Origin of the sequence: Shewanella sp. (genome assembly GCF_048265805.1) — a bacterium.
Lineage (GTDB): Bacteria > Pseudomonadota > Gammaproteobacteria > Enterobacterales > Shewanellaceae > Shewanella.
In genome coordinates this window covers 105751-125180 of the sequence record NZ_JBLXAT010000009.1, presented here as the reverse complement: position 1 = coordinate 125180, position 19430 = coordinate 105751, and the positions used below count along the sequence as shown (strand labels likewise).

At 47.8% G+C, this 19430-nt stretch carries 21 protein-coding genes; 7 read left to right on the top strand and 14 right to left on the bottom strand.

Going from position 1 to position 19430, the window contains the following annotated elements; genetic code table 11:
• Nucleotides 1–3 precede the first annotated feature (3 nt).
• Nucleotides 4–864 carry an archaetidylserine decarboxylase gene (gene asd, locus ACN0TT_RS08680; protein ID WP_417761755.1) on the top strand — a complete coding sequence of 287 codons (861 nt, stop codon included), beginning with the start codon at nucleotides 4–6 and terminating at the stop codon, nucleotides 862–864.
• Between the two features lie 196 nt (nucleotides 865–1060).
• Nucleotides 1061–1786, top strand: coding sequence for a glycerophosphodiester phosphodiesterase (locus ACN0TT_RS08675; RefSeq protein WP_417761754.1), 726 nt, complete (start codon nucleotides 1061–1063; stop codon nucleotides 1784–1786).
• Between the two features lie 19 nt (nucleotides 1787–1805).
• Here the strand turns inward: ACN0TT_RS08675 and ACN0TT_RS08670 are convergent, their stop codons facing one another.
• Nucleotides 1806–2138, bottom strand: coding sequence for a DUF3392 domain-containing protein (locus ACN0TT_RS08670; RefSeq protein ID WP_417761753.1), 333 nt, complete (start codon nucleotides 2136–2138; stop codon nucleotides 1806–1808).
• Nucleotides 2139–2188: 50 nt separating this feature from the next.
• Here ACN0TT_RS08670 and ACN0TT_RS08665 point away from each other — a divergent pair, with 50 nt between their 5' ends.
• Both ACN0TT_RS08665 and ACN0TT_RS08660 read left to right on the top strand, forming a co-directional pair.
• Nucleotides 2189–3115, top strand: coding sequence for a D-2-hydroxyacid dehydrogenase (locus ACN0TT_RS08665; protein WP_417761752.1), 927 nt, complete (start codon nucleotides 2189–2191; stop codon nucleotides 3113–3115).
• Nucleotides 3116–3268: 153 nt separating this feature from the next.
• Nucleotides 3269–3460, top strand: coding sequence for a bacterioferritin-associated ferredoxin (locus tag ACN0TT_RS08660; RefSeq protein WP_238897074.1), 192 nt, complete (start codon nucleotides 3269–3271; stop codon nucleotides 3458–3460).
• 113 nt (nucleotides 3461–3573) lie between these two features.
• Here ACN0TT_RS08660 and parC read toward each other — a convergent pair whose 3' ends face one another.
• The 7 genes from parC to nudF are packed head-to-tail and all read right to left on the bottom strand — an operon-like array spanning nucleotide 3574 to nucleotide 11521.
• The gene (gene parC, locus ACN0TT_RS08655; RefSeq protein ID WP_417761751.1) at nucleotides 3574–5871 is read right to left on the bottom strand and encodes a DNA topoisomerase IV subunit A; all 2298 of its coding nucleotides are present in this window, start codon (nucleotides 5869–5871) and stop codon (nucleotides 3574–3576) included.
• A 33-nt stretch (nucleotides 5872–5904) separates the two neighbouring features.
• Nucleotides 5905–7044 (bottom strand): PQQ-dependent sugar dehydrogenase, encoded by a 1140-nt coding sequence (locus ACN0TT_RS08650; RefSeq protein WP_417761750.1) that lies wholly within the window; start codon nucleotides 7042–7044, stop codon nucleotides 5905–5907.
• Between the two features lie 29 nt (nucleotides 7045–7073).
• Nucleotides 7074–8960 carry a DNA topoisomerase IV subunit B gene (gene parE, locus ACN0TT_RS08645; protein ID WP_417761749.1) on the bottom strand — a complete coding sequence of 629 codons (1887 nt, stop codon included), beginning with the start codon at nucleotides 8958–8960 and terminating at the stop codon, nucleotides 7074–7076.
• A 52-nt stretch (nucleotides 8961–9012) separates the two neighbouring features.
• The gene (locus tag ACN0TT_RS08640) at nucleotides 9013–9588 is read right to left on the bottom strand and encodes a YqiA/YcfP family alpha/beta fold hydrolase (protein WP_417761748.1); all 576 of its coding nucleotides are present in this window, start codon (nucleotides 9586–9588) and stop codon (nucleotides 9013–9015) included.
• Nucleotides 9589–9625: 37 nt separating this feature from the next.
• Nucleotides 9626–10465 (bottom strand): 3',5'-cyclic-AMP phosphodiesterase, encoded by an 840-nt coding sequence (cpdA, locus tag ACN0TT_RS08635; RefSeq protein ID WP_417761747.1) that lies wholly within the window; start codon nucleotides 10463–10465, stop codon nucleotides 9626–9628.
• A gap of 5 nt (nucleotides 10466–10470) precedes the next feature.
• Complete coding sequence (locus ACN0TT_RS08630) at nucleotides 10471–10914, bottom strand: DUF1249 domain-containing protein (RefSeq protein WP_417761746.1); 444 nt, start codon at nucleotides 10912–10914, stop codon at nucleotides 10471–10473.
• The gene (gene nudF / locus ACN0TT_RS08625; protein ID WP_417761745.1) at nucleotides 10907–11521 is read right to left on the bottom strand and encodes an ADP-ribose diphosphatase; all 615 of its coding nucleotides are present in this window, start codon (nucleotides 11519–11521) and stop codon (nucleotides 10907–10909) included. Before nudF ends, ACN0TT_RS08630 begins: the two co-directional genes overlap by 8 nt.
• Nucleotides 11522–11781: 260 nt before the next feature.
• Here nudF and tolC point away from each other — a divergent pair, with 260 nt between their 5' ends.
• The gene (gene tolC / locus ACN0TT_RS08620) at nucleotides 11782–13104 is read left to right on the top strand and encodes an outer membrane channel protein TolC (protein ID WP_417761744.1); all 1323 of its coding nucleotides are present in this window, start codon (nucleotides 11782–11784) and stop codon (nucleotides 13102–13104) included.
• 92 nt (nucleotides 13105–13196) lie between these two features.
• Here the strand turns inward: tolC and ACN0TT_RS08615 are convergent, their stop codons facing one another.
• Nucleotides 13197–13934 carry a TIGR04219 family outer membrane beta-barrel protein gene (locus tag ACN0TT_RS08615; protein ID WP_417761743.1) on the bottom strand — a complete coding sequence of 246 codons (738 nt, stop codon included), beginning with the start codon at nucleotides 13932–13934 and terminating at the stop codon, nucleotides 13197–13199.
• A gap of 11 nt (nucleotides 13935–13945) precedes the next feature.
• Nucleotides 13946–14923: a DUF2333 family protein gene (locus ACN0TT_RS08610; protein ID WP_417761742.1), complete on the bottom strand. Its 978-nt coding sequence runs from the start codon at nucleotides 14921–14923 to the stop codon at nucleotides 13946–13948.
• A 161-nt stretch (nucleotides 14924–15084) separates the two neighbouring features.
• Between ACN0TT_RS08610 and ACN0TT_RS08605 the strand changes: the two genes are divergently transcribed.
• Entirely contained in the window at nucleotides 15085–15825 is a 741-nt protein-coding gene (locus tag ACN0TT_RS08605; RefSeq protein ID WP_417761741.1) for an enoyl-CoA hydratase-related protein, read from the top strand.
• Nucleotides 15826–15909: 84 nt separating this feature from the next.
• On the opposite strand, the gene ACN0TT_RS08600 is transcribed toward ACN0TT_RS08605, so the two are convergent.
• The 4 genes from ACN0TT_RS08600 to dusA all read right to left on the bottom strand — a co-directional run bounded on the left by ACN0TT_RS08600 (nucleotide 15910) and on the right by dusA (nucleotide 18032).
• On the bottom strand, nucleotides 15910–16257 hold the full coding sequence (locus tag ACN0TT_RS08600) for a hypothetical protein (RefSeq protein ID WP_417761740.1): 348 nt from the start codon (nucleotides 16255–16257) through the stop codon (nucleotides 15910–15912).
• Nucleotides 16257–16451: a PspC domain-containing protein gene (locus ACN0TT_RS08595; RefSeq protein ID WP_417761739.1), complete on the bottom strand. Its 195-nt coding sequence runs from the start codon at nucleotides 16449–16451 to the stop codon at nucleotides 16257–16259. The genes ACN0TT_RS08600 and ACN0TT_RS08595 overlap by 1 nt, the downstream gene beginning before the upstream one ends.
• Nucleotides 16452–16461: 10 nt before the next feature.
• A complete protein-coding gene (locus ACN0TT_RS08590) occupies nucleotides 16462–16794 on the bottom strand; it encodes a hypothetical protein (protein ID WP_417761738.1) in 333 nt (110 codons plus the stop codon).
• A gap of 206 nt (nucleotides 16795–17000) precedes the next feature.
• Entirely contained in the window at nucleotides 17001–18032 is a 1032-nt protein-coding gene (dusA, locus tag ACN0TT_RS08585) for a tRNA dihydrouridine(20/20a) synthase DusA (protein ID WP_417761737.1), read from the bottom strand.
• An 89-nt stretch (nucleotides 18033–18121) separates the two neighbouring features.
• Between dusA and ACN0TT_RS08580 the strand changes: the two genes are divergently transcribed.
• Nucleotides 18122–19174, top strand: coding sequence for a tyrosine-type recombinase/integrase (locus tag ACN0TT_RS08580; RefSeq protein ID WP_417761736.1), 1053 nt, complete (start codon nucleotides 18122–18124; stop codon nucleotides 19172–19174).
• The last annotated feature ends 256 nt before the right edge of the window (nucleotides 19175–19430 follow it).

Genomic DNA, 19430 nt, shown 5'->3' with positions numbered 1-19430 from the left:
CCATTGGATAAGCTAAAAATTACTCTGCAATACCTGCTACCTAAGCACTTGGTATCTCGTTTGGTAGGTAAACTGGCGGCAGCCGAGTTGGGCGGTGTCACCACTTGGTTTATTAGTAAGTTTATCAAACAGTATCACGTGGATATGGCGGAAGCTCGTGAGCCAGAAGCCACCGCTTACAAAACCTTTAATGCGTTTTTCACCCGTGAATTGAAAGCTGGTGCTCGTCCACTGCATCAAGATCCACAATACATAGTGCATCCGGTGGATGGCACCGTCAGCCAACGTGGGCCAATTGAACAAGGCCGCATCATTCAAGCGAAAGGCCATGATTATTCATCGCTGGCACTGTTGGGCGATCTGCGAGAAGTTGCCGCCCGTTTTGACGAGGGTGATTTTGCCACTATTTACCTAGCACCGCGCGACTATCACCGCATTCACATGCCTGTAGCGGGTACATTATCAAAAATGATCTACGTGCCGGGTGAGCTGTTTTCCGTTAACCCGTTGACCGCACAACACGTACCAGGGCTGTTTGCTCGTAATGAACGAGTTGTCGCCATTTTTGAAACTGAGATTGGCCCAATGGCGATGGTACTGGTTGGTGCAACCATCGTGGCAAGCATTGAAACCGTATGGGCGGGCACAGTCACGCCACCAACAGGTAAGAAAGTGTTTGTGTGGGATTATGACACCACTGGCGAAGACGCCATTCACCTAGAAAAAGGTGCGGAAATGGGCCGCTTTAAACTAGGCAGTACTGTGGTGATGCTGTTTGAAAAAGACGCCTTAGACAGTTTTGCTGAAGGTGTTGATGCTGGTGCCGTCACGCGTATGGGTCAAGCGTTTGCCAAAAAACGCTAACGTGCACTCATCGCACTGAATCACGCAATACGCCGCGCCAACTGCGCGGCGTATTTATTTTTATCGCAAACCGACGGATGACCATCGTCAGATAAAGATTTTCAGCTAACGTCTATAGTTATTGCTACTACGTTGATGTAATGTGCCTGCAGTTGCCAAACGGCCATTCACACCGCATCAAAGTGAGGAAGTCTTAATGCTGGTTATCGCACACCGAGGCGCCAGTGGTCACCGCCCCGAAAACACCCTAAGCGCCATAGAATACGCGCTCACTCTCGGCGCGACGGCTGTAGAGCTAGATATTCATTATGTGGCTGGCGAACTCTACGTATTTCATGATCGCCGTTTAGAGTTTAAAAGCACAGGGGTGGGTGTTATTGATCGGCAAACACAGCAGCAACTACAACATTACACCGTGGCAGGTGAAGCGATTCCCACCTTAACGCAGGTGATGCAACTGGTTGCTGGACGCGCCATGGTTAACATTGAGCTCAAAGGCGTCGACACGCTGACGCCGTTTATTCAGCAATATCCACGTTTTCTACAAGAATTTGGCTTTCAGCCAGAACAGCTATTGATCTCTTCGTTTAATCATCGCTATCTCAAAGCGATAAGACAAGCGTTACCACAAGCTGCGATTGGAATTCTGTACGGTGGTATTCCGTTGAGTATCGAGCCAGATATCGCTGCCATTGCACCGACTTCACTGCACCTCGACATCAACTTTATCAGCCGCGAAATGCTGCAGCTGGCCAATGCGCATCAACTGAAAACCTACGTCTACACCGTGGATTTTGTTGATGATATCAAGGCGCTGGAACAGTTAGGTGTTGATGGGATCTTTACCAACTTTCCTGATCGCGCCTTTCAAGCACTTGAGCAAGCACCACAAACCGTGGAAAACGTGCATTGGTTCGAGTAACGCGTCAGCGTAGCTCACACTAGCTCTGGCGATTACGCTGCGCCCAAGAGCCAATGCCAAAAAAGATGGCACACACCAACAGCAACATCCACATGGCGGGCATATGCCGCAGTTGTCCCGCCAACCATGGACTTACCGCCACAATAATCAAACCGAAGCCGAAAGCATTCACCAAGATAAAAATCAAAGTGCGCAGGATAAATGAGCGTGCGCCCAACTGCTTACGCAGCCAACGGTTGCAATCAGCACCAAACACCACAATGATACAAGACACCATCGCCGTGGCGATTTCATTCATCCAAGGATGTAACATCGCGCCGGTACGTGTCAGAAAAGAAACCACTACGTCCATTATCAATTACTGTTGAGAAAACACCGCTCGACAGCATAAAGGGGAAGCCAATGCCACACAAGCTGTTGTTACTGACGCGAGAGAATGCCATTTACCATCAGTTAATTACCGCATTAGCACTCCCCGAGTTAGAGATTGTGGACGAGCAGCCTGCACAAGTTGCAGCAGCGGATATCTGGTTGGCAGAACCGGCGATGGCAGCACCACTTATCCCCGTGGCACACTCGCTCAAGTGGCTCCAAAGCACCTTCGCTGGAGTCGACAAGTTGATGCAACTCAAACGGCCACTGACCTGCCAACTCACTAATATCAAAAAAGTATTCGGCCCACTGATGAGCGAGTATGTGTTTGGCTATCTACTCAGCATTTACCGCCAACAGCGTGAATATGCCGCCCAACAAGCTGAACAGCAGTGGCAGGAAAGGCGCTATGGCACCCTGCAAGGTAAAACATTTGTGGTGCTTGGCACCGGTTCGATTGGCAGTCACTTAGCGCAAACCGCACACCATTTCGGTATGCACGTAATTGGCATTAGCCGCCGTGGCCGCGCCAACAAGCAATTTGATCTGGTGTATGACATCAGCCAACTATCCCAAGTGGTCAACCGTGCAGATGTGTTGGTCAATGCGCTGCCACATACCCCGCAAACAGTACATCTGCTTGATGGGCAACTGCTTAGTAAGCTGCCGCAGCACGCCTGCTTTTTCAATGTTGGACGCGGTTCTGCGGTTAAACTGGACGAGCTATATCAAGTGCTACGGCAACGGCCTGATCTCACCGCTGTGCTGGATGTGTTCGAGCAGGAACCATTACCTGCAGAGCAGCCGATTTGGCAGCAAGCCAATGCCATCATTACTCCGCATATTGCCGCCCCCAGCTTTCCAGAGCAGGTGGTGGAAATTTTTGCTAACAACTATCAACGTTTTCGCAGGGGCCAACCGTTAGCGAATCTGGTCGACATCAACGCAGGCTATTGATTTATAAAGCACGGCAATAGCCGAGTTCCTACGACCGGCATGGAAGATGTGATTGAGTTTAAAAATTCCGCAAAATACGGTTGTGAATGAGAATGGTTTTCACTTATAATTCTATCCACAATGAAAACTCGATTTCACTGCGGAGATATCACCATGTACGTCTGCCTGTGTCATGCTATTACCGACACCCAAATTAAGCAGGCCGTTAGTCAGGGAGATACCAGCTTAAAGGATGTAAGAAAACGGCTGGGTGTAGGTGATCAATGCGGCAAATGCACCAAAATGGCTGCCATTATTATTGAGCAGCAGTTAGAGCTAGAACCTAATTATTACGAAGTGGCGTAACTGTTCGCCGCTTCGCTTCCGAGCGTTGTTCCGCTGACCAATGAGCACTTTCACTCTGGTCATCGCGCAACAAAAAGCCCCGCATGTCGGGGCTTTTTAGTGTCTACAACTTATTAACTGTCACTTTCTGGGCTGACTGCAGCGCTATCCGTAGTCGCGTCAGCAGCGACTTCAACACTATCTACGCGCTGTAACCCACGTGGCAACTTACTGCCTCGGCGGCCGCGCTCACCACGATAATGCTCAATGTCAGAGGGCTTCAAGGTTAACTTACGTTTACCCGCCCACAAGGTCACACTGGCGCCTCGAGGGAGCAGTTGTAAGTGACTCACTAACTCTTCACGGTTGGCTGCGCGCTCAGATGGAATGCCAATAATTTTGTTACCTTTGCCTTTCGCTAGCTGCGGCAAAGCGGCCACATCAAACACTAACATTCGGCCTTCATTGGTGATGGCCAGAATATCATTAGGCACTGATCCATCGAGCAGTTTAGGTGTCAGTGCTTTAGCATTTTTTGACAAGCTCAACAGCGCTTTACCTGCTTTATTGCGCGATACCATATCTTTGTATTCACAAATAAAGCCGTAACCAGCATCACTCGCCAGCAAGTAACGGCTACTGTCGTCGCCTAATAACACGTGCTCCATCTGTTCACCGGGAGCGAGGTTAAAGCGAGTGGTAATCGGCTCACCTTGGCTACGAGCGGAAGGTAAGGTGTGAGTATCCGTGGCAAAGGCACGACCAGCACTATCGATAAACACGGTTTGTTGATTACTGCGCCCAGGTGCCGCACACAGGAACTGATCGCCCGCTTTGTAGGACAACGCCGCGGCGTCGATATCATGGCCTTTAGCACAACGCACCCAACCTTTTTCCGACAAAATGACGGTGACTGGCTCAGTAGGTACTAAATCTTGCTCAGAAAGCGCTTTTGATTCAGCACGTTCCACCAATGGTGAGCGACGGTCATCACCATAAGTGTCGGCATCAGCTTTCAGCTCTTTCTTTATCAGCGTTTTCAAGCGGCGTTCGGAGCCCAGCAGTTGCTGTAAGGCATCACGTTCTTTGGCTAACTCATCTTGCTCACCTTGGATCTTCATCTCTTCCAATTTGGCCAGATGTCGCAGCTTCAATTCAAGGATCGCTTCGGCTTGCTTGTCGCTAAGATTAAAGCGACGCATCAGCTCCGCTTTAGGCTCATCGTGGAAACGGATGATCTCAATCACTTCATCAATATTGAGGAAGGCGATCATCAAGGCTTCAAGAATATGCAGACGCGACAGTACTTTGTCTAAGCGGAACTCCAAGCGGCGACGTACGGTCTGCGTACGATAAACCAGCCACTCACTGAGCATCTGTTTTAAGCCTTTTACCTGCGGTCGACCATCTAACCCCAACACGTTAAGGTTGATACGGTAGTTTTTCTCCAGCTCGGTAGTGGCAAACAGGTGCGCCATCAATTGCTTGCAATCAATGCGGTTGGAGCGTGGCACAATCACCAAACGTACCGGATTTTCGTGATCAGACTCATCGCGTAAATCGGTGACCATGGGCAGTTTCTTGGCCTGCATTTGCGCGGCGATCTGCTCAATGATTTTGGAAGAGCTCGCTTGGTGCGGTAACGCCGTTACCACGATTTCGCCGTCTTCAATTTGGTACACCGCCCGCGCTTTAATAGAGCCGCGGCCAGTTTCGTAAATCTTGGCAATGTCTGCTGCTGGGGTGATGATTTCTGCCGCAGTCGGATAATCCGGCCCCGGAACAATCTCCATCAACTGCTCTAGGCTTGCATTCGGATTGTCGATTAATTCAATACAGGCAGAGGCAACTTCGCGCGCATTGTGCGGTGGAATATCAGTCGACATACCCACAGCAATACCAGTAATGCCGTTGAGCAAAATATGCGGCAACCGCGCGGGCATAGTGAGTGGCTCTTTTAAGGTGCCATCAAAGTTACTGCCCCACTCGACCGTGCCTTGAGCCAATTCGCTTAGCAGCACCTCTGAGAAACGGGATAAACGCGATTCGGTGTAACGCATGGCGGCAAACGATTTAGGGTCATCGGGAGCCCCCCAGTTGCCTTGACCATCCACCAGCGGATAACGATAAGTAAATGGCTGCGCCATCAACACCATCGCTTCGTAACAGGCACTGTCACCATGCGGGTGGTATTTACCCAATACGTCACCAACGGTACGCGCCGATTTTTTGTATTTGGCCGTGGCGGATAATCCCAGCTCACTCATGGCGTAAATAATACGACGTTGCACCGGTTTCAGGCCATCACCAATATGTGGCAAGGCACGATCCATGATGACGTACATCGAGTAGTTCAGATAGGCATCTTCGGTAAAGCGCCGAAGTGGCATCTGCTCAACGCCATCCATGCTTAGATCAATTGAATCACTCATTTAATTGTTATTCCTGTCGGTGCTTGGTACCGCTTAGTCCTGACTATCTTCAGCGTTATTGCCTTTGTAATACAGGCGATAAATATTACCTTTCAGATCATCTGATATGTAGACGGAGCCATCGGGTGCCATAGCCAAGCCATAGGGTCTCGCCATGGGAAATTCACCGTCTAAAAAACTCAGCAACGTGGTACGTTCTTCCACTTTATCGCCCGCCATTTTCAGCATAACGACTTGATAGCCCACCTTGCTGGAACGGTTCCATGAACCATTCTCCGCCACCAGAAGCTGGTTATGGTATTCCTCAGGGAATTGCTGCCCGCGATAAAATAAAATATCTCGTGGAGCAACATGGGCAGGCAGTTCAAATACGGGCGCGACGACCTTGAGATTTTTCGGCATCTCATAAGCAGGCTCTTCGATATCTTTACCGTGAATATACGGAAAGCCAAAATTGCTGCCTAACTCATCAACGCGGTTGATCTCATCTGGTGGAATATTGTCGCCCATCCATTCGCGGCTGCTATCAGCAAACCACAGCTTATTGTTTTGCGGCGACCAATCCATCCCAACAACCTGACGGATACCCGTGGCAATTTGACGCGCTTCACCACGCTGTAAATCGATCGCAATAATACTGCCAAATGGCGATATCGGTTCACAAACGTTACATGGCGCGCCAATAGCGACATAAAGTCGGCCATCTGGGCCAAACTTCATCCCGCGTACACTCTTTTTGGCTTGGCTGGGTAGGCGATCATACACCTCTACCGGACGTACCGGACGCCTAAGACGTTGTTCAATGTTATTGAATACCACAATACGGTCATTAACGGCGGCATATAAGTTACCGTCATGAAATGCCAACGCCTCTGGATAATCCAGATCTTTTGCCACCAAGTAACGTCGATCAACGCGACCGTCGTTGTTGCTATCCACTAGCGCAGTGATTGAGCCACTTTTATGGGAACCAACAAACAGCGTGCCGTCATCTCCAACAGCAATCTGTCTGGCGTCACCAAGATCAGTGGCATACAACGTCACACCGAAGCCTTTGGTAACGGTAATAATAACCGACTGCGCTGCAGCGACGGTCATGCTCATTAATGAGGTTCCAAGCAGTAACAAACCCGCACCGGCCTGTAAGCCGGTTCTGTTACATAGATTCTTCATACCCCAGCCTTGTGATGGTTCTAACGCAATTAAAACTGGGCTAAGTCTCCCTTAGCTTCCAGCCACGATTTGCGATCCCCCGCTCGCTTCTTAGAGAGCAACATGTCCATCAACAATGAGGTTTGTTCCGCATCATCAATGGTCAATTGCACCAACCGTCGAGTGTTGGGATCCATGGTCGTTTCCCGTAATTGCAATGGGTTCATTTCGCCCAGACCTTTAAAACGGGTCACTTGGACTTTGCCCTTTTTCTTATCAGCTGCAATACGGCCTAGGATGCCTTCTTTCTCTGCCTCATCAAGGGCATAGAAGACCTCCTTACCCAGGTCAATTCTGAACAGCGGAGGCATGGCAATATAGATATGCCCTTGCTCCACTAACACTTTGAAGTGTTTTAAAAACAACGCACACAGCAAGGTTGCAATATGCAAGCCGTCGGAATCCGCATCGGCTAACACACAAACCTTGTCGTAACGCAGTTCAGAAATATCGTTACTGTCAGGATCACAACCGATGGCCACGGAGATGTCGTGTACCTCTTGTGAACCTAACACTTGTGAAGCGTCAACTTCCCAAGTATTCAGGATCTTACCGCGCAGCGGCATAATCGCTTGAAATTCCTTATCACGTGCTTGTTTCGCACTACCGCCCGCTGAGTCCCCTTCCACAAGGAACAGTTCGGTGCGGTGATTATCTTGGCTAGTACAATCAGTCAATTTGCCCGGCAACGCAGGCCCGGCGGTGACCTTTTTACGCGCCACTTTTTTAGCCGACTTGAGGCGACGTTGCGCATTGCTGATGCACATATCTGCCAGCAATTCCGCCTGGTCTGTATTGGAGTTCAACCATAACGAAAAGGCGTCACGTACCACACCAGAGACAAAACCAGCGCATTGGCGACTGGAGAGTTTCTCTTTCGTTTGGCCAGCAAACTGCGGATCTTGCATCTTTACCGATAACACAAATGATGCTTTATCCCAAATATCATCGGGGCTTAGCTTCACACCGCGCGGGATCAGATTGCGGAATTCGCAAAATTCGCGCATAGATTCCAGCAATCCTTGACGGAAACCATTTACATGGGTGCCGCCGAGTGGCGTTGGGATCAAGTTCACATAACTTTCGTTAAGGCATTCTCCGCCTTCAGGTAACCAAGTAATCGCCCATTCTGCAGCTTCTAACTGGCTCGAAAAACTGCCCACAAATGGTTCAGCTGGCAGGCAAGGATTATCACTGACCGACTCTTTGAGATAGTCGGTTAAGCCAGCCTCGTAACACCACTCAAGTTGTTCATTATTTTGCTTATTAACAAAAGTGATTTTTAGGCCAGAGCACAGTACCGCTTTAGCACGTAATAGATAGGTTAACTTAGAGACGGAGAAGTTAGAGGAATCAAAATACTTTTCATCCGGCCAGAAACGCACCCGCGTGCCGGTATTACGACGGCCACAGGTACCGGAAACGCGCAACGCTTCAACACGGTCACCGTTTTCAAACGCAATATCGTACACTTGTGCATCACGTCGAACCGTCACTTCAACACGCTTTGACAGCGCGTTAACAACCGAAATACCCACACCGTGCAAACCACCAGAAAACTGATAGTTCTTATTCGAAAATTTACCACCCGCATGCAATTTAGTGAGGATCAACTCCACCCCTGGGATACCCTCTTCAGGATGGATATCGACAGGCATACCACGACCATCGTCGATCACTTCTAATGAGTTATCGGTATGCAGAATAACGTCTATTTTGGTGGCATATTTGGCCAACGCTTCATCGACACTGTTGTCGATAACTTCTTGGCCGAGATGGTTGGGACGAGTCGTATCGGTATACATCCCCGGACGTCGTTTGACTGGATCAAGTCCATTAAGAACTTCAATGGCATCAGAGGTGTATTGATTGGTCATAGCGCGTACTTGTTATTGTTTCAGGCCATGTTGGGCCGCGATGGTTTGAATGTCAAGATAAGCCTAAAAAACGGCAGACATCGGCTAATTGCTGGTCGTAGCCGACAAAACTGTGGTTTCCCCCAGCCTCTACCAGCATGCGACAACAGTGATATTTATTCATAGCTTGTTGGTAATCAAGCACTTCATCACCCGACTGTAATAATACAAAAAATCGGTCAGGATTGAATATTACCGGTGTATCAAAACGTAACAGTTGTTGCTGGTGTTCAGGGACAATTTGATAACGCTCGCCAGTATAAGGGTTCATCTGTTCCCCTATAAAATCATTAAACAATTCGTATGGCTTAACCGCTGGGTTGATGAGCGCCGCTTTACCGCCGTATCGCTCAGCGAGATAGCTAGCAAGATATCCTCCCAGCGATGAACCGATAAATCGCAACGGCTCATTCGCCGCAATAGCAGCCTCAACAAGCTGTGTTAATAGCGCCAAGGCAGCAGCTGGTGTACTTGGCAGTTGAGGGATTTCCAGCCGCACATCGGCGTGATGCTGGGCAATATAGGCTTGCGTTAGCCGCGCCTTTTCAGACAAAGGTGAACTATTAAAACCATGGATATAGAGCAGCATAATCCCTCAATATTCAGCCACTCTTTATTTTATTGTTTTAGTAGCCGCTAGCCTGAACATCCGGAGAGAAGCGCTCGCCGGGAACACGATAAACATTAGTGATAATGCTACCATCGGCGCGTAACTCCAGCAAACGGTAGCCAGGTTGCACCATATCAAGCGCAAAATAACTGGATTGTGGTTTGAATTGAATGCAGGTTGACGGAGTCGCCATTAAGTTGATCTTACCCGCATCGCTTTGATGCGTTTTATCCAACTGCTGATGTACGTGTCCCCACAACATACCTTTGATTTGCGGATACTGTGCCATCTCGGCCAGCAGCTCATCGCCATTGTCTAACCAATGTTGATCTAACCAAGCACAACCCACTTTTATCGGGTTATGGTGCATCACCAATAACACATGGCGCTCAGGTTCTGCCGCGATAGCGTCACGGATCAATTGCCATTCAGCTTCTGCTAAATGCCCCCCCGGCTTACCACGGACGGTCGAGTCGAGCAAAATCAACTGCCAGTTGCCAATAAGGATACGTTGTTGACCATAGACACGATTGCCCTGCATATGCAGATGCATGATCCGCGGGTCATCATGGTTGCCCGGTAGGTAGTGACACGGCAGTTGCAGCGGCTTGATCGCTTCAACAAAATTACGATAGGAATTCGCGGAAAAATCTTGGCTAATATCGCCAGTGGCTAGCAGCAGATCTGCGGGATAATTCAGCGCTTTCACGGTACTGATAACCGCGGCAAGGCTATGGGCAGTATTGACACCTAACAGATGTCCTTCATCGTCTGCAAATAGATGAGGATCGGTAAGTTGCACCAAACGGACATTTTGATCGTTTGCAATACTGTAGGTGATAGCCTCTTTCAGCACATTGATTACCCAAAACTGTGACTGGCACTGAGAGATGTGTGACAGTCAATTTTTAATAACTCTTCCAAAAACGCATTTACCTGATATTTTTCATCAGGATGATGCATACGTAGATTTGGATAATCATACACTGCTTGGAGGCGGAAGATCTGTTGACTGCTTAACACTTCTGCTAATTGCGCATCATGATATACACGAACGGTTACTTTAGGAACAGGTACTATACCTTGCGTGTCAACCGTTCTAGCGATACTCACTAACTGGGTATATGGCGTATTCTCTAGTACTTCCACGTCCAAACAGCCAAAACTGCCATTGACCTGCCACTTATCCCCCAACGCACAACCATCGGGTAACCAACGTTGAATAAGCGCATAGTTACGCCCGCACAACGCAAGAAATTGGTTAACATTAGGTTGGTAGCGGTCTTTTAAAGCAGTTCTAGCCATGGTCTCTCAATAATTGTTGATAATTTAGCTGTAACCACTGAATACCCAATACAGTGGAGGCGTTATCAATCACGCCGTTTTGTGTCATTTCGTAAGCTTGTTGTCTTGGCACGACCAGCACGCGTATATCTTCATGTTCTTCAGCAAGACCATGAATCCCTTTCGCAAGGCTAGCATCGACCAAGGCACAATAAAGGTAGTAGCGTTCAGTACAACCACCAGGGCTCGACAACAAACTACTAATAAAGTGTAGCGATTTTGCCTCTAGCCCACTTTCTTCTTGTAACTCACGCAGGGCCACATCCTCTGGCGCCTCATTGGGCTCAAACATGCCCGCCACTAGCTCGTATAACCAAGGATGTTCACTGGTTTCATAGGCAGGAAAACGTAGCTGCTCGATAAGTACCACTTGATCCGTGACCGGATCATAAGGCAACACAACCACCGCATGACCACGTTCAAACACTTCACGCCTAATCTCACCACTCCATCCCCCAGCAAATAAGCGGTGACGGAAGCGATATTCTTCCATAGAAAAGAAACCAGAATAAAGCGTTCTTTTTCCTAAAATCTCTATATCTGCCTTAGAGAATTTTTTTTCATCCATAATAGCCTCCTAAACGCAGTGGGCCATCATACCCTGATGTCGCCTACGTTTCACTGAATGAAATATTCACTTAACTGATTAAACATAAAATCTGTTACACTTAGCAGTTGACTATAAATTGGTTCATTTTTAGTATTCTGACCAACAAGTTTTGCTGTATCAGGAAGCGTCGGGAAGCGCGAACCGCCTTAATTTAAGGCATTGAACAGTCTAACAAAGTTAAACAACCCCTTCAGGGTGTTTGTCTATAAGGACAGCTAATGAAATTCAAGATCCGCACGTTATGTGCTGCGTTGGCTTTCGCAGCATCGGCAAATACTGCGTCTGCTGACGATTTGCTACAGATTTATCAGCAAGCCCTGACGAACGATCCGGTCGTATTGCAGGCTAAAGCTCGACGTGACCAGACCTTTGAAGCTATCGAAGAAAACCGCGCTCCTTTGCTACCAACCGTTAGTGCTCAAGTGGGCTATAACAAAGGTTGGCAAGATCCAGGTAACGACACTCGTGGCTTATCTGGTACAGTTAACCTTAACCAAGTGATTTATGATCATTCCGCTTGGGTTGGTTTGAATTTGGCAGAAAAAGCAGCTTCGCAAGCCGATACTGTGTACGCAGCATCGCTGCAGCAACTGATTATTCGTGTGACGTCAGCCTACTTCGACGTATTGTCGGCCAAAGATACTTTTGAATATCAGCAAGCCGAGAAACGCGCGATTGAACGTCAATTAGAACAAACCAAACAGCGCTTTGCCGTAGGTTTGACCGCGATTACTGACGTACATGAAGCACAAGCGCAATATGACCTAGCAACTGCAGCCGTTATTGCCGCGCAAAACGATCTGACTAACAGCTACGAAGCACTGCGTGAGATTACCGGTATCGATCATAAAGATCTGAAAGTGCTGGATACTCAACGCTTCTCTGCGTCAAAGCCTGCACCAGAAATGCCTAACGACTGGCAGAAACTGGCTGAAGATAACAACCTATCAATTCTGAGTGACCGTCTAGCAAAAGACATTGCCAAAGAGACTATTAGCTTACGTGAAGCTGGCCACCTGCCGTCTCTGAGTTTGAATGCGTCATACAGCAAAGGCTTAGATCGTGATATTGATGGTGTTTCACAACCAGATTTAGACGACAGCTCTGTTGGCCTTATGTTAAGCGTGCCGCTGTTTGAAGGTTTCAGTGTGACTTCTCGTGTAAAGCAAGCCAAATATGCTTATGTTGAAGCGAGCCAAGCACTAGAACAAACTCACCGTGAAGTCGTGCGTAGCGTACGCAGCAACTTTAACGATGTCACCGCGTCCATGAGCTCAATCAGAGCGTACGAGCAATCAGTGATCTCTGCAGAAAGCGCATTGAAAGCGACTCAAGCCGGCTTTGAAGTGGGTACTCGTACTATTGTTGACGTGCTGAACAGTACCTACAACCTGTACAACGCCAAACGTCAGTTATCAACTGCACGCTACAGCTACATCAACTCTATCCTAGCGTTGAAACAAGCGGCAGGTACATTGACCGAAGCCGATGTGACTAACATCAACAACGGTCTAACTGAAGAAGTGGCGCCACAATCTTAATTGTTGGCCCACGCATAAAAAAACCGCCAATTGGCGGTTTTTTTATATTACTGCAAGGCGGTTAAACAATTTAACCATCTCCAGCAGTAAGCTTAAAAGACTAACTCAACACCAGCGAACACGCCGTCAATATCAACGTTAGCTTTTACACCTGAGAATGAGTTGTCTTGGAACTGCAACTTACGGTAGCCAACCCGCACACGGGTATCGATAGCTACACCATCAAACTGCCAACCTAAACCAGCTTGATAATCAAGAATGTCACTATGGTCCACACCCGCTAATACTTCAGCAAAACCATATAGTCCTGTGCCGATCAAACCCACTTCTGCATTTAGATAGCCCATGACCACACCGTCATCGATATCAATAGTGTCACGGTAACTGTCACGCGAGATCTCCAATGAACCATTGAATTTCTTGTAAGCGGCACCGGCATCAATCGACAGAATGTCATTATCGAACAGTTCGTAGTACAACATAAAATCGGTGTTAGTCAGGTCGATTTTATTATGTACCACGTCAGTCAAATTGATGCCGCGGAAGTTAAAATTAGCATCAGTTAAGATACCATTGGCTTCAAAGCGGTTTTCACGGACTTTTAGATTCGGCAACAATGGCAGCGGATGCTCCACGTTAAACCAAAGACTGTACTGCGCTTTATTGTCGTAACTGAATTTTGGGGTATCGCCACCCTGTTGCCCAGTGATACCGGAAGCATCTGCGTGCATGGCGTCGACGCCGACTTTAAATCCTAATACTGTGGCAGCTTGCGATGGCAATGCCACCATCGTCGCAACGGCTAATGCTGCTAAACTGAGTTTTTTCATGCGTCCTTACCTTACCCTTGAGAAAGTAGATTAGTCAGATCGATTACCGCGGCATTCGCGCGAGAAATATAATTGGCCATCACCAGCGAATGATTCGCCATTAAACCAAAGCCCGACCCGTTAAGGATCATCGGACTCCATACCGTTTGTTGTGTGCCTTCCAGTTCGCGAATGATCTGTCGCAAGCTTACCTCGGCGTTTTTCTTTTGCAAAACATCAGCAAAGTCAATTTCGACTGCCTTCATAAAATTCAGCAGTGCCCAAGTAGAACCGCGAGCTTCGTAAAATACGTTATCGATCTGCCACCAGCTAGTTTTGATCTGTTTGCTGCTCTCTGAAGGCGTGGATTGTCTATTCGCACTATCGCCAACGAGATCGGTATTTAAGCGCTCTTGACCCACACTTGCCGACAGACGCTGAGACAGACTGCCGAGTCGTTTTTGTACTTCTTTCAGCCACTCATTGAGGTTATCGGCCCGAGCATAAAACTGTGCATCTTTATTATTGGGGTCTGCCATGCGTGCCCGATAGAGCTTTAATAACTTGATGGCATCGCGATATTGGCTTTCGGCACTCGGCACCAACCAACTGGTATGGTCAATATTAAATTTAGAATGTGCATCGAGCAGATCTTTATCAGCCGTTGATTGGGATTGTGAACGGCTAAATTCTTTACGCATGACCAATGCCATGTCGCGGATTTGCTCTAACGCCCCATACTCAAACGACGGCATATTATCCATCAGCACTGAAGGCGGCATAACATCATTGGCGAGCCACCCGCCGGGCTTATCCAGCAAAGTTTCCATTGAGTCAATCATGGCGGTTGTTGTGGCATACCCCGTCAACGGTTTACCATCCGCGGTATTCATAGTCTTTGGCGTTAATACATCAGGCTCAACACTCCACCAAATACTCACCGCATATAACACGATAACCACTGCTACCAATGTCGTTACCAGATATTTTGAATTCCATTTTACTTGCATATACACCCCACCCGCAGAGAGATATTAATTGGCATGAGCCATTAACTGGACACATCCTAGCACTATTGTGACCACATAAAAATTAAACACACGTTTGAATTGTACCGATATTGTCATACACTGCCATACTTATCGTTTGATTTACTCAGCAGGTGGCTCCTATGTCGTCAATCAACGTGACCGATACCGACGGTATCCGTGTCTTACAGTTTAACCGCCCAGAAAAACTCAACGCCCTAAATCTGGAGATGTACCAACAACTCAATCTAGCACTGCATGCCGGTGATGACGATGAGCAGATTAGAGCATTTCTCATTTGTGGCACCCCGCACTGCTTTACTGCGGGTAATGACATTGGCGACTTTCTCAGTAGTGAAAGCTTGGATGCAGAACACCCAGCTATCAAGTTTCTGTTTACCCTATTAGATCTAAAAAAGCCGCTGATTGCGGCTGTAAGTGGCCCAGCTATCGGCATTGGCACCACCATGTTGCTGCACTGCGATTTAGTCTTTGCCGATACCACTGCAGAGTTTCAACTCCCGTTTGTTGACTTAGCGCTCGTACCAGAAGCGGGTTCAAGCATGTTACTGCCCAAAATCATGGGATATCAGCGAGCCGCCGAATTGCTGCTCACTGGAGAACGCTTTAGTGCCATGCAAGCCAGAGGCTATCGTATTATTAACGAAGTGATTGATGATGAAGAGTTATTAGCACATAGCATGAGTAAAGCGAAATTGATTGCAGCGAAATCTTCTACCACAGTGCAGCAAACCAAAGCCTTGATGAAACCTTGGCGCACCCAACTCAGGCAGCACATGCAGTTGGAACTAACCTGCTTTGAAAAACGCCTGCAAAGCGATGAAGCCAAGCAAGTGTTTCAACAATTTTTACTCAAGCAATAACGCCACAAGCGGCGAATCAATCATTTGTGCAATCACAGCGGCGGCCAGTTAAAAGCCCTTTTTTAAAAGGTATTTAACAGGCCGTCACTGTTGTATCGCGCGATTGAACCCCCATAAGGCGAGCAAAATCAACAGTACAGGCCAAAACAGACTTACCCCACTGAGTAACATCACCAATGCCATAGTGGCACATATCAGGGTAGCAACGGCCAACACACTAAACACCACCGCCAACCAAGCCAGTAGCAATAGTACTGTCACCGCACCAATACCTAGTCCCCACGAGTTTTCGTCAACTACCATCAGTGGCGAATTCATTACCCAAGACAGCATAGAAGGTTGGGTAATGATAAACGCCAGCGTAATCATTAATGCCACTAGTGCCCACACCACTAGCTGCGAACTACGCCGATAACGTCGGTAATGTTGCATCAGCGGCTCCTTATCAAAGGATAAACCACACTTACGATGATATAAGCCAACAAGGTAGTGAGTGGCTGAATAATGCCCAATACTATCCAGCCAACACGCACAGGCATAACCGGCAATTCGAAGTCTTGCGCCAGCTTGCTACTGCCGCCAAAAACTAACCTACTCGGCTGACTCATACGGTCCGCAATTGTCATACTTGGCTCCTTAGTGATTGTCTTGCGCAACAATGACGGTATTGCTTACATTCGCAGAGGTGCCCGCTTTAGTGGCTTCGCCAGCAACTAAGGTCACAGTCGCATTACTGGCGCTGACAGCCGCAGCAGTAGCTAATTGATTCAGTTGTTGCTGTACTGATGCCAGAATCTCCGCTTTGGTACCGTAATACATTTCATTAGCCTGCTGTTTTAAGCTGGTATTGATAGTCGTGATCAATTGCTTTTCAGGAGTTGTGCTAACGTTTGCAGCAAATGCGCTGTGAGTCAGTAAAGCACTAGCGAATAAAACACTGCTTAAGACGGTTGAAGTGACGGTTTTCATTTTGAATCATCCTTATATTCATTGCTGAACCATTTCAGCATTCGAGCAAGGTAATTCAATTGGTGTGCCAAGTTATATAATACACTGATAAATAACGCTTTAAATCGTAATGACAGCGATATCTAGCACGCTATCGCGAGTGTGATGATGAGGGGAATATTCAGGAAGGTTAAACAGTGGTGAATCTCACCACTGTTGTAGTAATTTTAACCAATAGCAGGAGGGAATGAGCTAACACTGTCACGAGCCGCCAATACCACTTCGATACCAGCACCCGCTTTATGCGCATTTTCGCTGAGATAACGGCGCCAACGACGACCGCCAGCGATCCCTTGGTAAAGTCCGGTCATGTGGCGAGTAATATGATTTAAACGCCCCCCTTGCTGCAGGTGGCGCTCGATATAAGGCAGCATTAGATCTACCACCTCATCACGGGTTAATGTTGGCTTCTCGATGCCATACAGACGCTGATCAACCTCCGCCAACAGATAAGGATTTTGGTAAGCTTCGCGCCCGACCATGACGCCATCAAGATGCGCAAGGTGCCCAACCATCTCGTCAAAAGTTTTTACGCCACCATTAACGCTGATGTTCAGCTGTGGGAAATCCTGCTTCAGTTGATACACCCGCGGATAATCCAACGGTGGGATCTCGCGGTTCTCTTTTGGACTCAAACCATTTAGCCACGCTTTACGGGCATGAATGGTAAAAGTATCGCATCCAGCCGCGCTAACCGTTTCGATAAAATCGGTCAAAAATGGATAGGAATCTTGCTCATCAATGCCGATACGGGTTTTTACCGTCACCGGAATATCCACCACATCTTGCATCGCCTTGACACAATCCGCCACCAACTGCGGCTCAGCCATCAAGCACGCGCCAAAGCGGCCATTCTGCACCCTATCCGACGGACAGCCAACGTTGAGGTTAATCTCGTCATAACCGCGCTCCGCTGCAATTTTGGCGCATTGCGCTAAAGCCTGTGGATCACTGCCGCCCAACTGCAACGCCAACGGATGTTCCTCAGTGTTGTACTCAAGGTAATCACCCTTGCCAAACAGGATCGCGCCCGTGGTGACCATTTCGGTGTACAACAAGGTCTGCGACGACATCAACCGCGCAAAATAACGATAATGGCGATCGGTCCACTCCAGCATCGGTGCAATGCTAAATCTTCTATTCCATGAAAGCCCTGTATTTCCTAGGTTTGACGCTGTTTTATATGGGTTTTCAGTCACTGTTAAATTGCTCCGAATTGCTGTGAATTTCTATCAATTTCGATGTAGTATGATCCATATATGATCCACAAAAAGTAGGACGATGAACCATGGCAAGCTACGTTATCCAACCAAGAAAAACTGCTAAGGGCGAAACGCGATATCGCTGTCTAGTTCGCTCTAGCACTGGCAGTGAATCTAAGACGTTTGGAAAACATCAGGTAGCTAAAGAGTGGGGCATTTTACGCTGTGCCGCCATAGAAAACGAGGCCATAACAGGAAACCTTCGTAGGGTAACCATCTTTGAACTGCTAAATATGTTCTACGAAGATAAAGACCTCTGGGCAGCGACAGGGCGCTCAAAGCGCTATGTCATTAAAATGCTTATGGATTGTGATATTGCCAGTATTCATGCGGATCAACTTAGAACATCAGACATTATTGAGCACTGTAAAAACCGCCGTGATGCTGGCACTGGTCCATCTACTGTTTATCAAGATATTTCCTTCTTACGTTCTGTGATGAAAAAGGCTAAGCCAGTCTGGAATATTAACGCCAACTGGCAAGTATTTGATGAAGCAGTGCCGGTCCTGATCGATATGAAGTTGGTTGGAAAGGCACAAAAGAGAACAAGACGGCCGACTAATGATGAGTTAGTTCGTTTAAGAGAAGGGCTAAGAAACCGCATGGATAACCACGGCGCTTCGATTCCATTCACTGACATCTTAGATTTTAGCATTCTGAGCTGCATGCGGATTGGCGAAGTCTGCCGTATTCGCTGGGATGACCTGAACGAAGAAAATAAAACAGTGTTAGTGCGCGACAGAAAAGACCCACGCAAGAAAGCCGGCAATCACATGATTGTTCCACTTCTGGGTAAATCGTTTGAAATTGTTATGAGCCAACCCAGAACGGATGACCGTATTTTCCCGTATAACGAACGCTCGGTAACTGCAGGCTTCCAACGGGTACGAAATGCGCTTGGCATTAGCGATTTACGTTATCACGACATGCGCCGCGAAGGTGCTAGCCGACTATTTGAAGCTGGCTATTCCATAGAAGAAGTCGCGCAAGTCACAGGCCATAGAAACTTGAATATTCTGTGGCAAGTCTATACACAGCTGTACCCTCATAAGCTACATGACAAATTCAAAACGGCTTGATCCTTTCTCAGATCATTTTTGCGTAGTTTTGCGTAGTATTTTTGCTTAGCGATCTTTCCATCGCCTAAGCAGCCAACCTTTGCTTATGGCTCTTCGTTGTTGCGTTTTTTCCATTCGATAAAGCGCGCAGGCGCGGCGTGGGGTCGAGCGCGCGCGCTGGGGCACAAATCAGATTAATTCGCCCCATCCAACTTATCCACAAGATAAGGGGATGGTTTTTACTTAAGGTCCCTAGTTTTTTGATGTATTGTGTAAA

Coding starts and splice junctions, on each gene's coding strand:
- ACN0TT_RS08615 (WP_417761743.1), bottom strand. CDS start 13,934: ATGAAAAAACTCAGTTTAGCAGCATTAGCCGTTGCGACGATGGTGGCA.
- ACN0TT_RS08590 (WP_417761738.1), bottom strand. CDS start 16,794: ATGAAAACCGTCACTTCAACCGTCTTAAGCAGTGTTTTATTCGCTAGT.
- ACN0TT_RS08580 (WP_417761736.1), top strand. CDS start 18,122: ATGGCAAGCTACGTTATCCAACCAAGAAAAACTGCTAAGGGCGAAACG.
- ACN0TT_RS08630 (WP_417761746.1), bottom strand. CDS start 10,914: ATGGCTAGAACTGCTTTAAAAGACCGCTACCAACCTAATGTTAACCAA.
- nudF (WP_417761745.1), bottom strand. CDS start 11,521: ATGGATGAAAAAAAATTCTCTAAGGCAGATATAGAGATTTTAGGAAAA.
- ACN0TT_RS08610 (WP_417761742.1), bottom strand. CDS start 14,923: ATGCAAGTAAAATGGAATTCAAAATATCTGGTAACGACATTGGTAGCA.
- ACN0TT_RS08640 (WP_417761748.1), bottom strand. CDS start 9,588: ATGCTGCTCTATATCCATGGTTTTAATAGTTCACCTTTGTCTGAAAAG.
- ACN0TT_RS08670 (WP_417761753.1), bottom strand. CDS start 2,138: ATGGACGTAGTGGTTTCTTTTCTGACACGTACCGGCGCGATGTTACAT.
- ACN0TT_RS08650 (WP_417761750.1), bottom strand. CDS start 7,044: ATGAAGAATCTATGTAACAGAACCGGCTTACAGGCCGGTGCGGGTTTG.
- ACN0TT_RS08665 (WP_417761752.1), top strand. CDS start 2,189: ATGCCACACAAGCTGTTGTTACTGACGCGAGAGAATGCCATTTACCAT.
- ACN0TT_RS08605 (WP_417761741.1), top strand. CDS start 15,085: ATGTCGTCAATCAACGTGACCGATACCGACGGTATCCGTGTCTTACAG.
- parE (WP_417761749.1), bottom strand. CDS start 8,960: ATGACCAATCAATACACCTCTGATGCCATTGAAGTTCTTAATGGACTT.
- parC (WP_417761751.1), bottom strand. CDS start 5,871: ATGAGTGATTCAATTGATCTAAGCATGGATGGCGTTGAGCAGATGCCA.
- tolC (WP_417761744.1), top strand. CDS start 11,782: ATGAAATTCAAGATCCGCACGTTATGTGCTGCGTTGGCTTTCGCAGCA.
- ACN0TT_RS08600 (WP_417761740.1), bottom strand. CDS start 16,257: ATGCAACATTACCGACGTTATCGGCGTAGTTCGCAGCTAGTGGTGTGG.
- ACN0TT_RS08595 (WP_417761739.1), bottom strand. CDS start 16,451: ATGACAATTGCGGACCGTATGAGTCAGCCGAGTAGGTTAGTTTTTGGC.
- ACN0TT_RS08675 (WP_417761754.1), top strand. CDS start 1,061: ATGCTGGTTATCGCACACCGAGGCGCCAGTGGTCACCGCCCCGAAAAC.
- ACN0TT_RS08660 (WP_238897074.1), top strand. CDS start 3,269: ATGTACGTCTGCCTGTGTCATGCTATTACCGACACCCAAATTAAGCAG.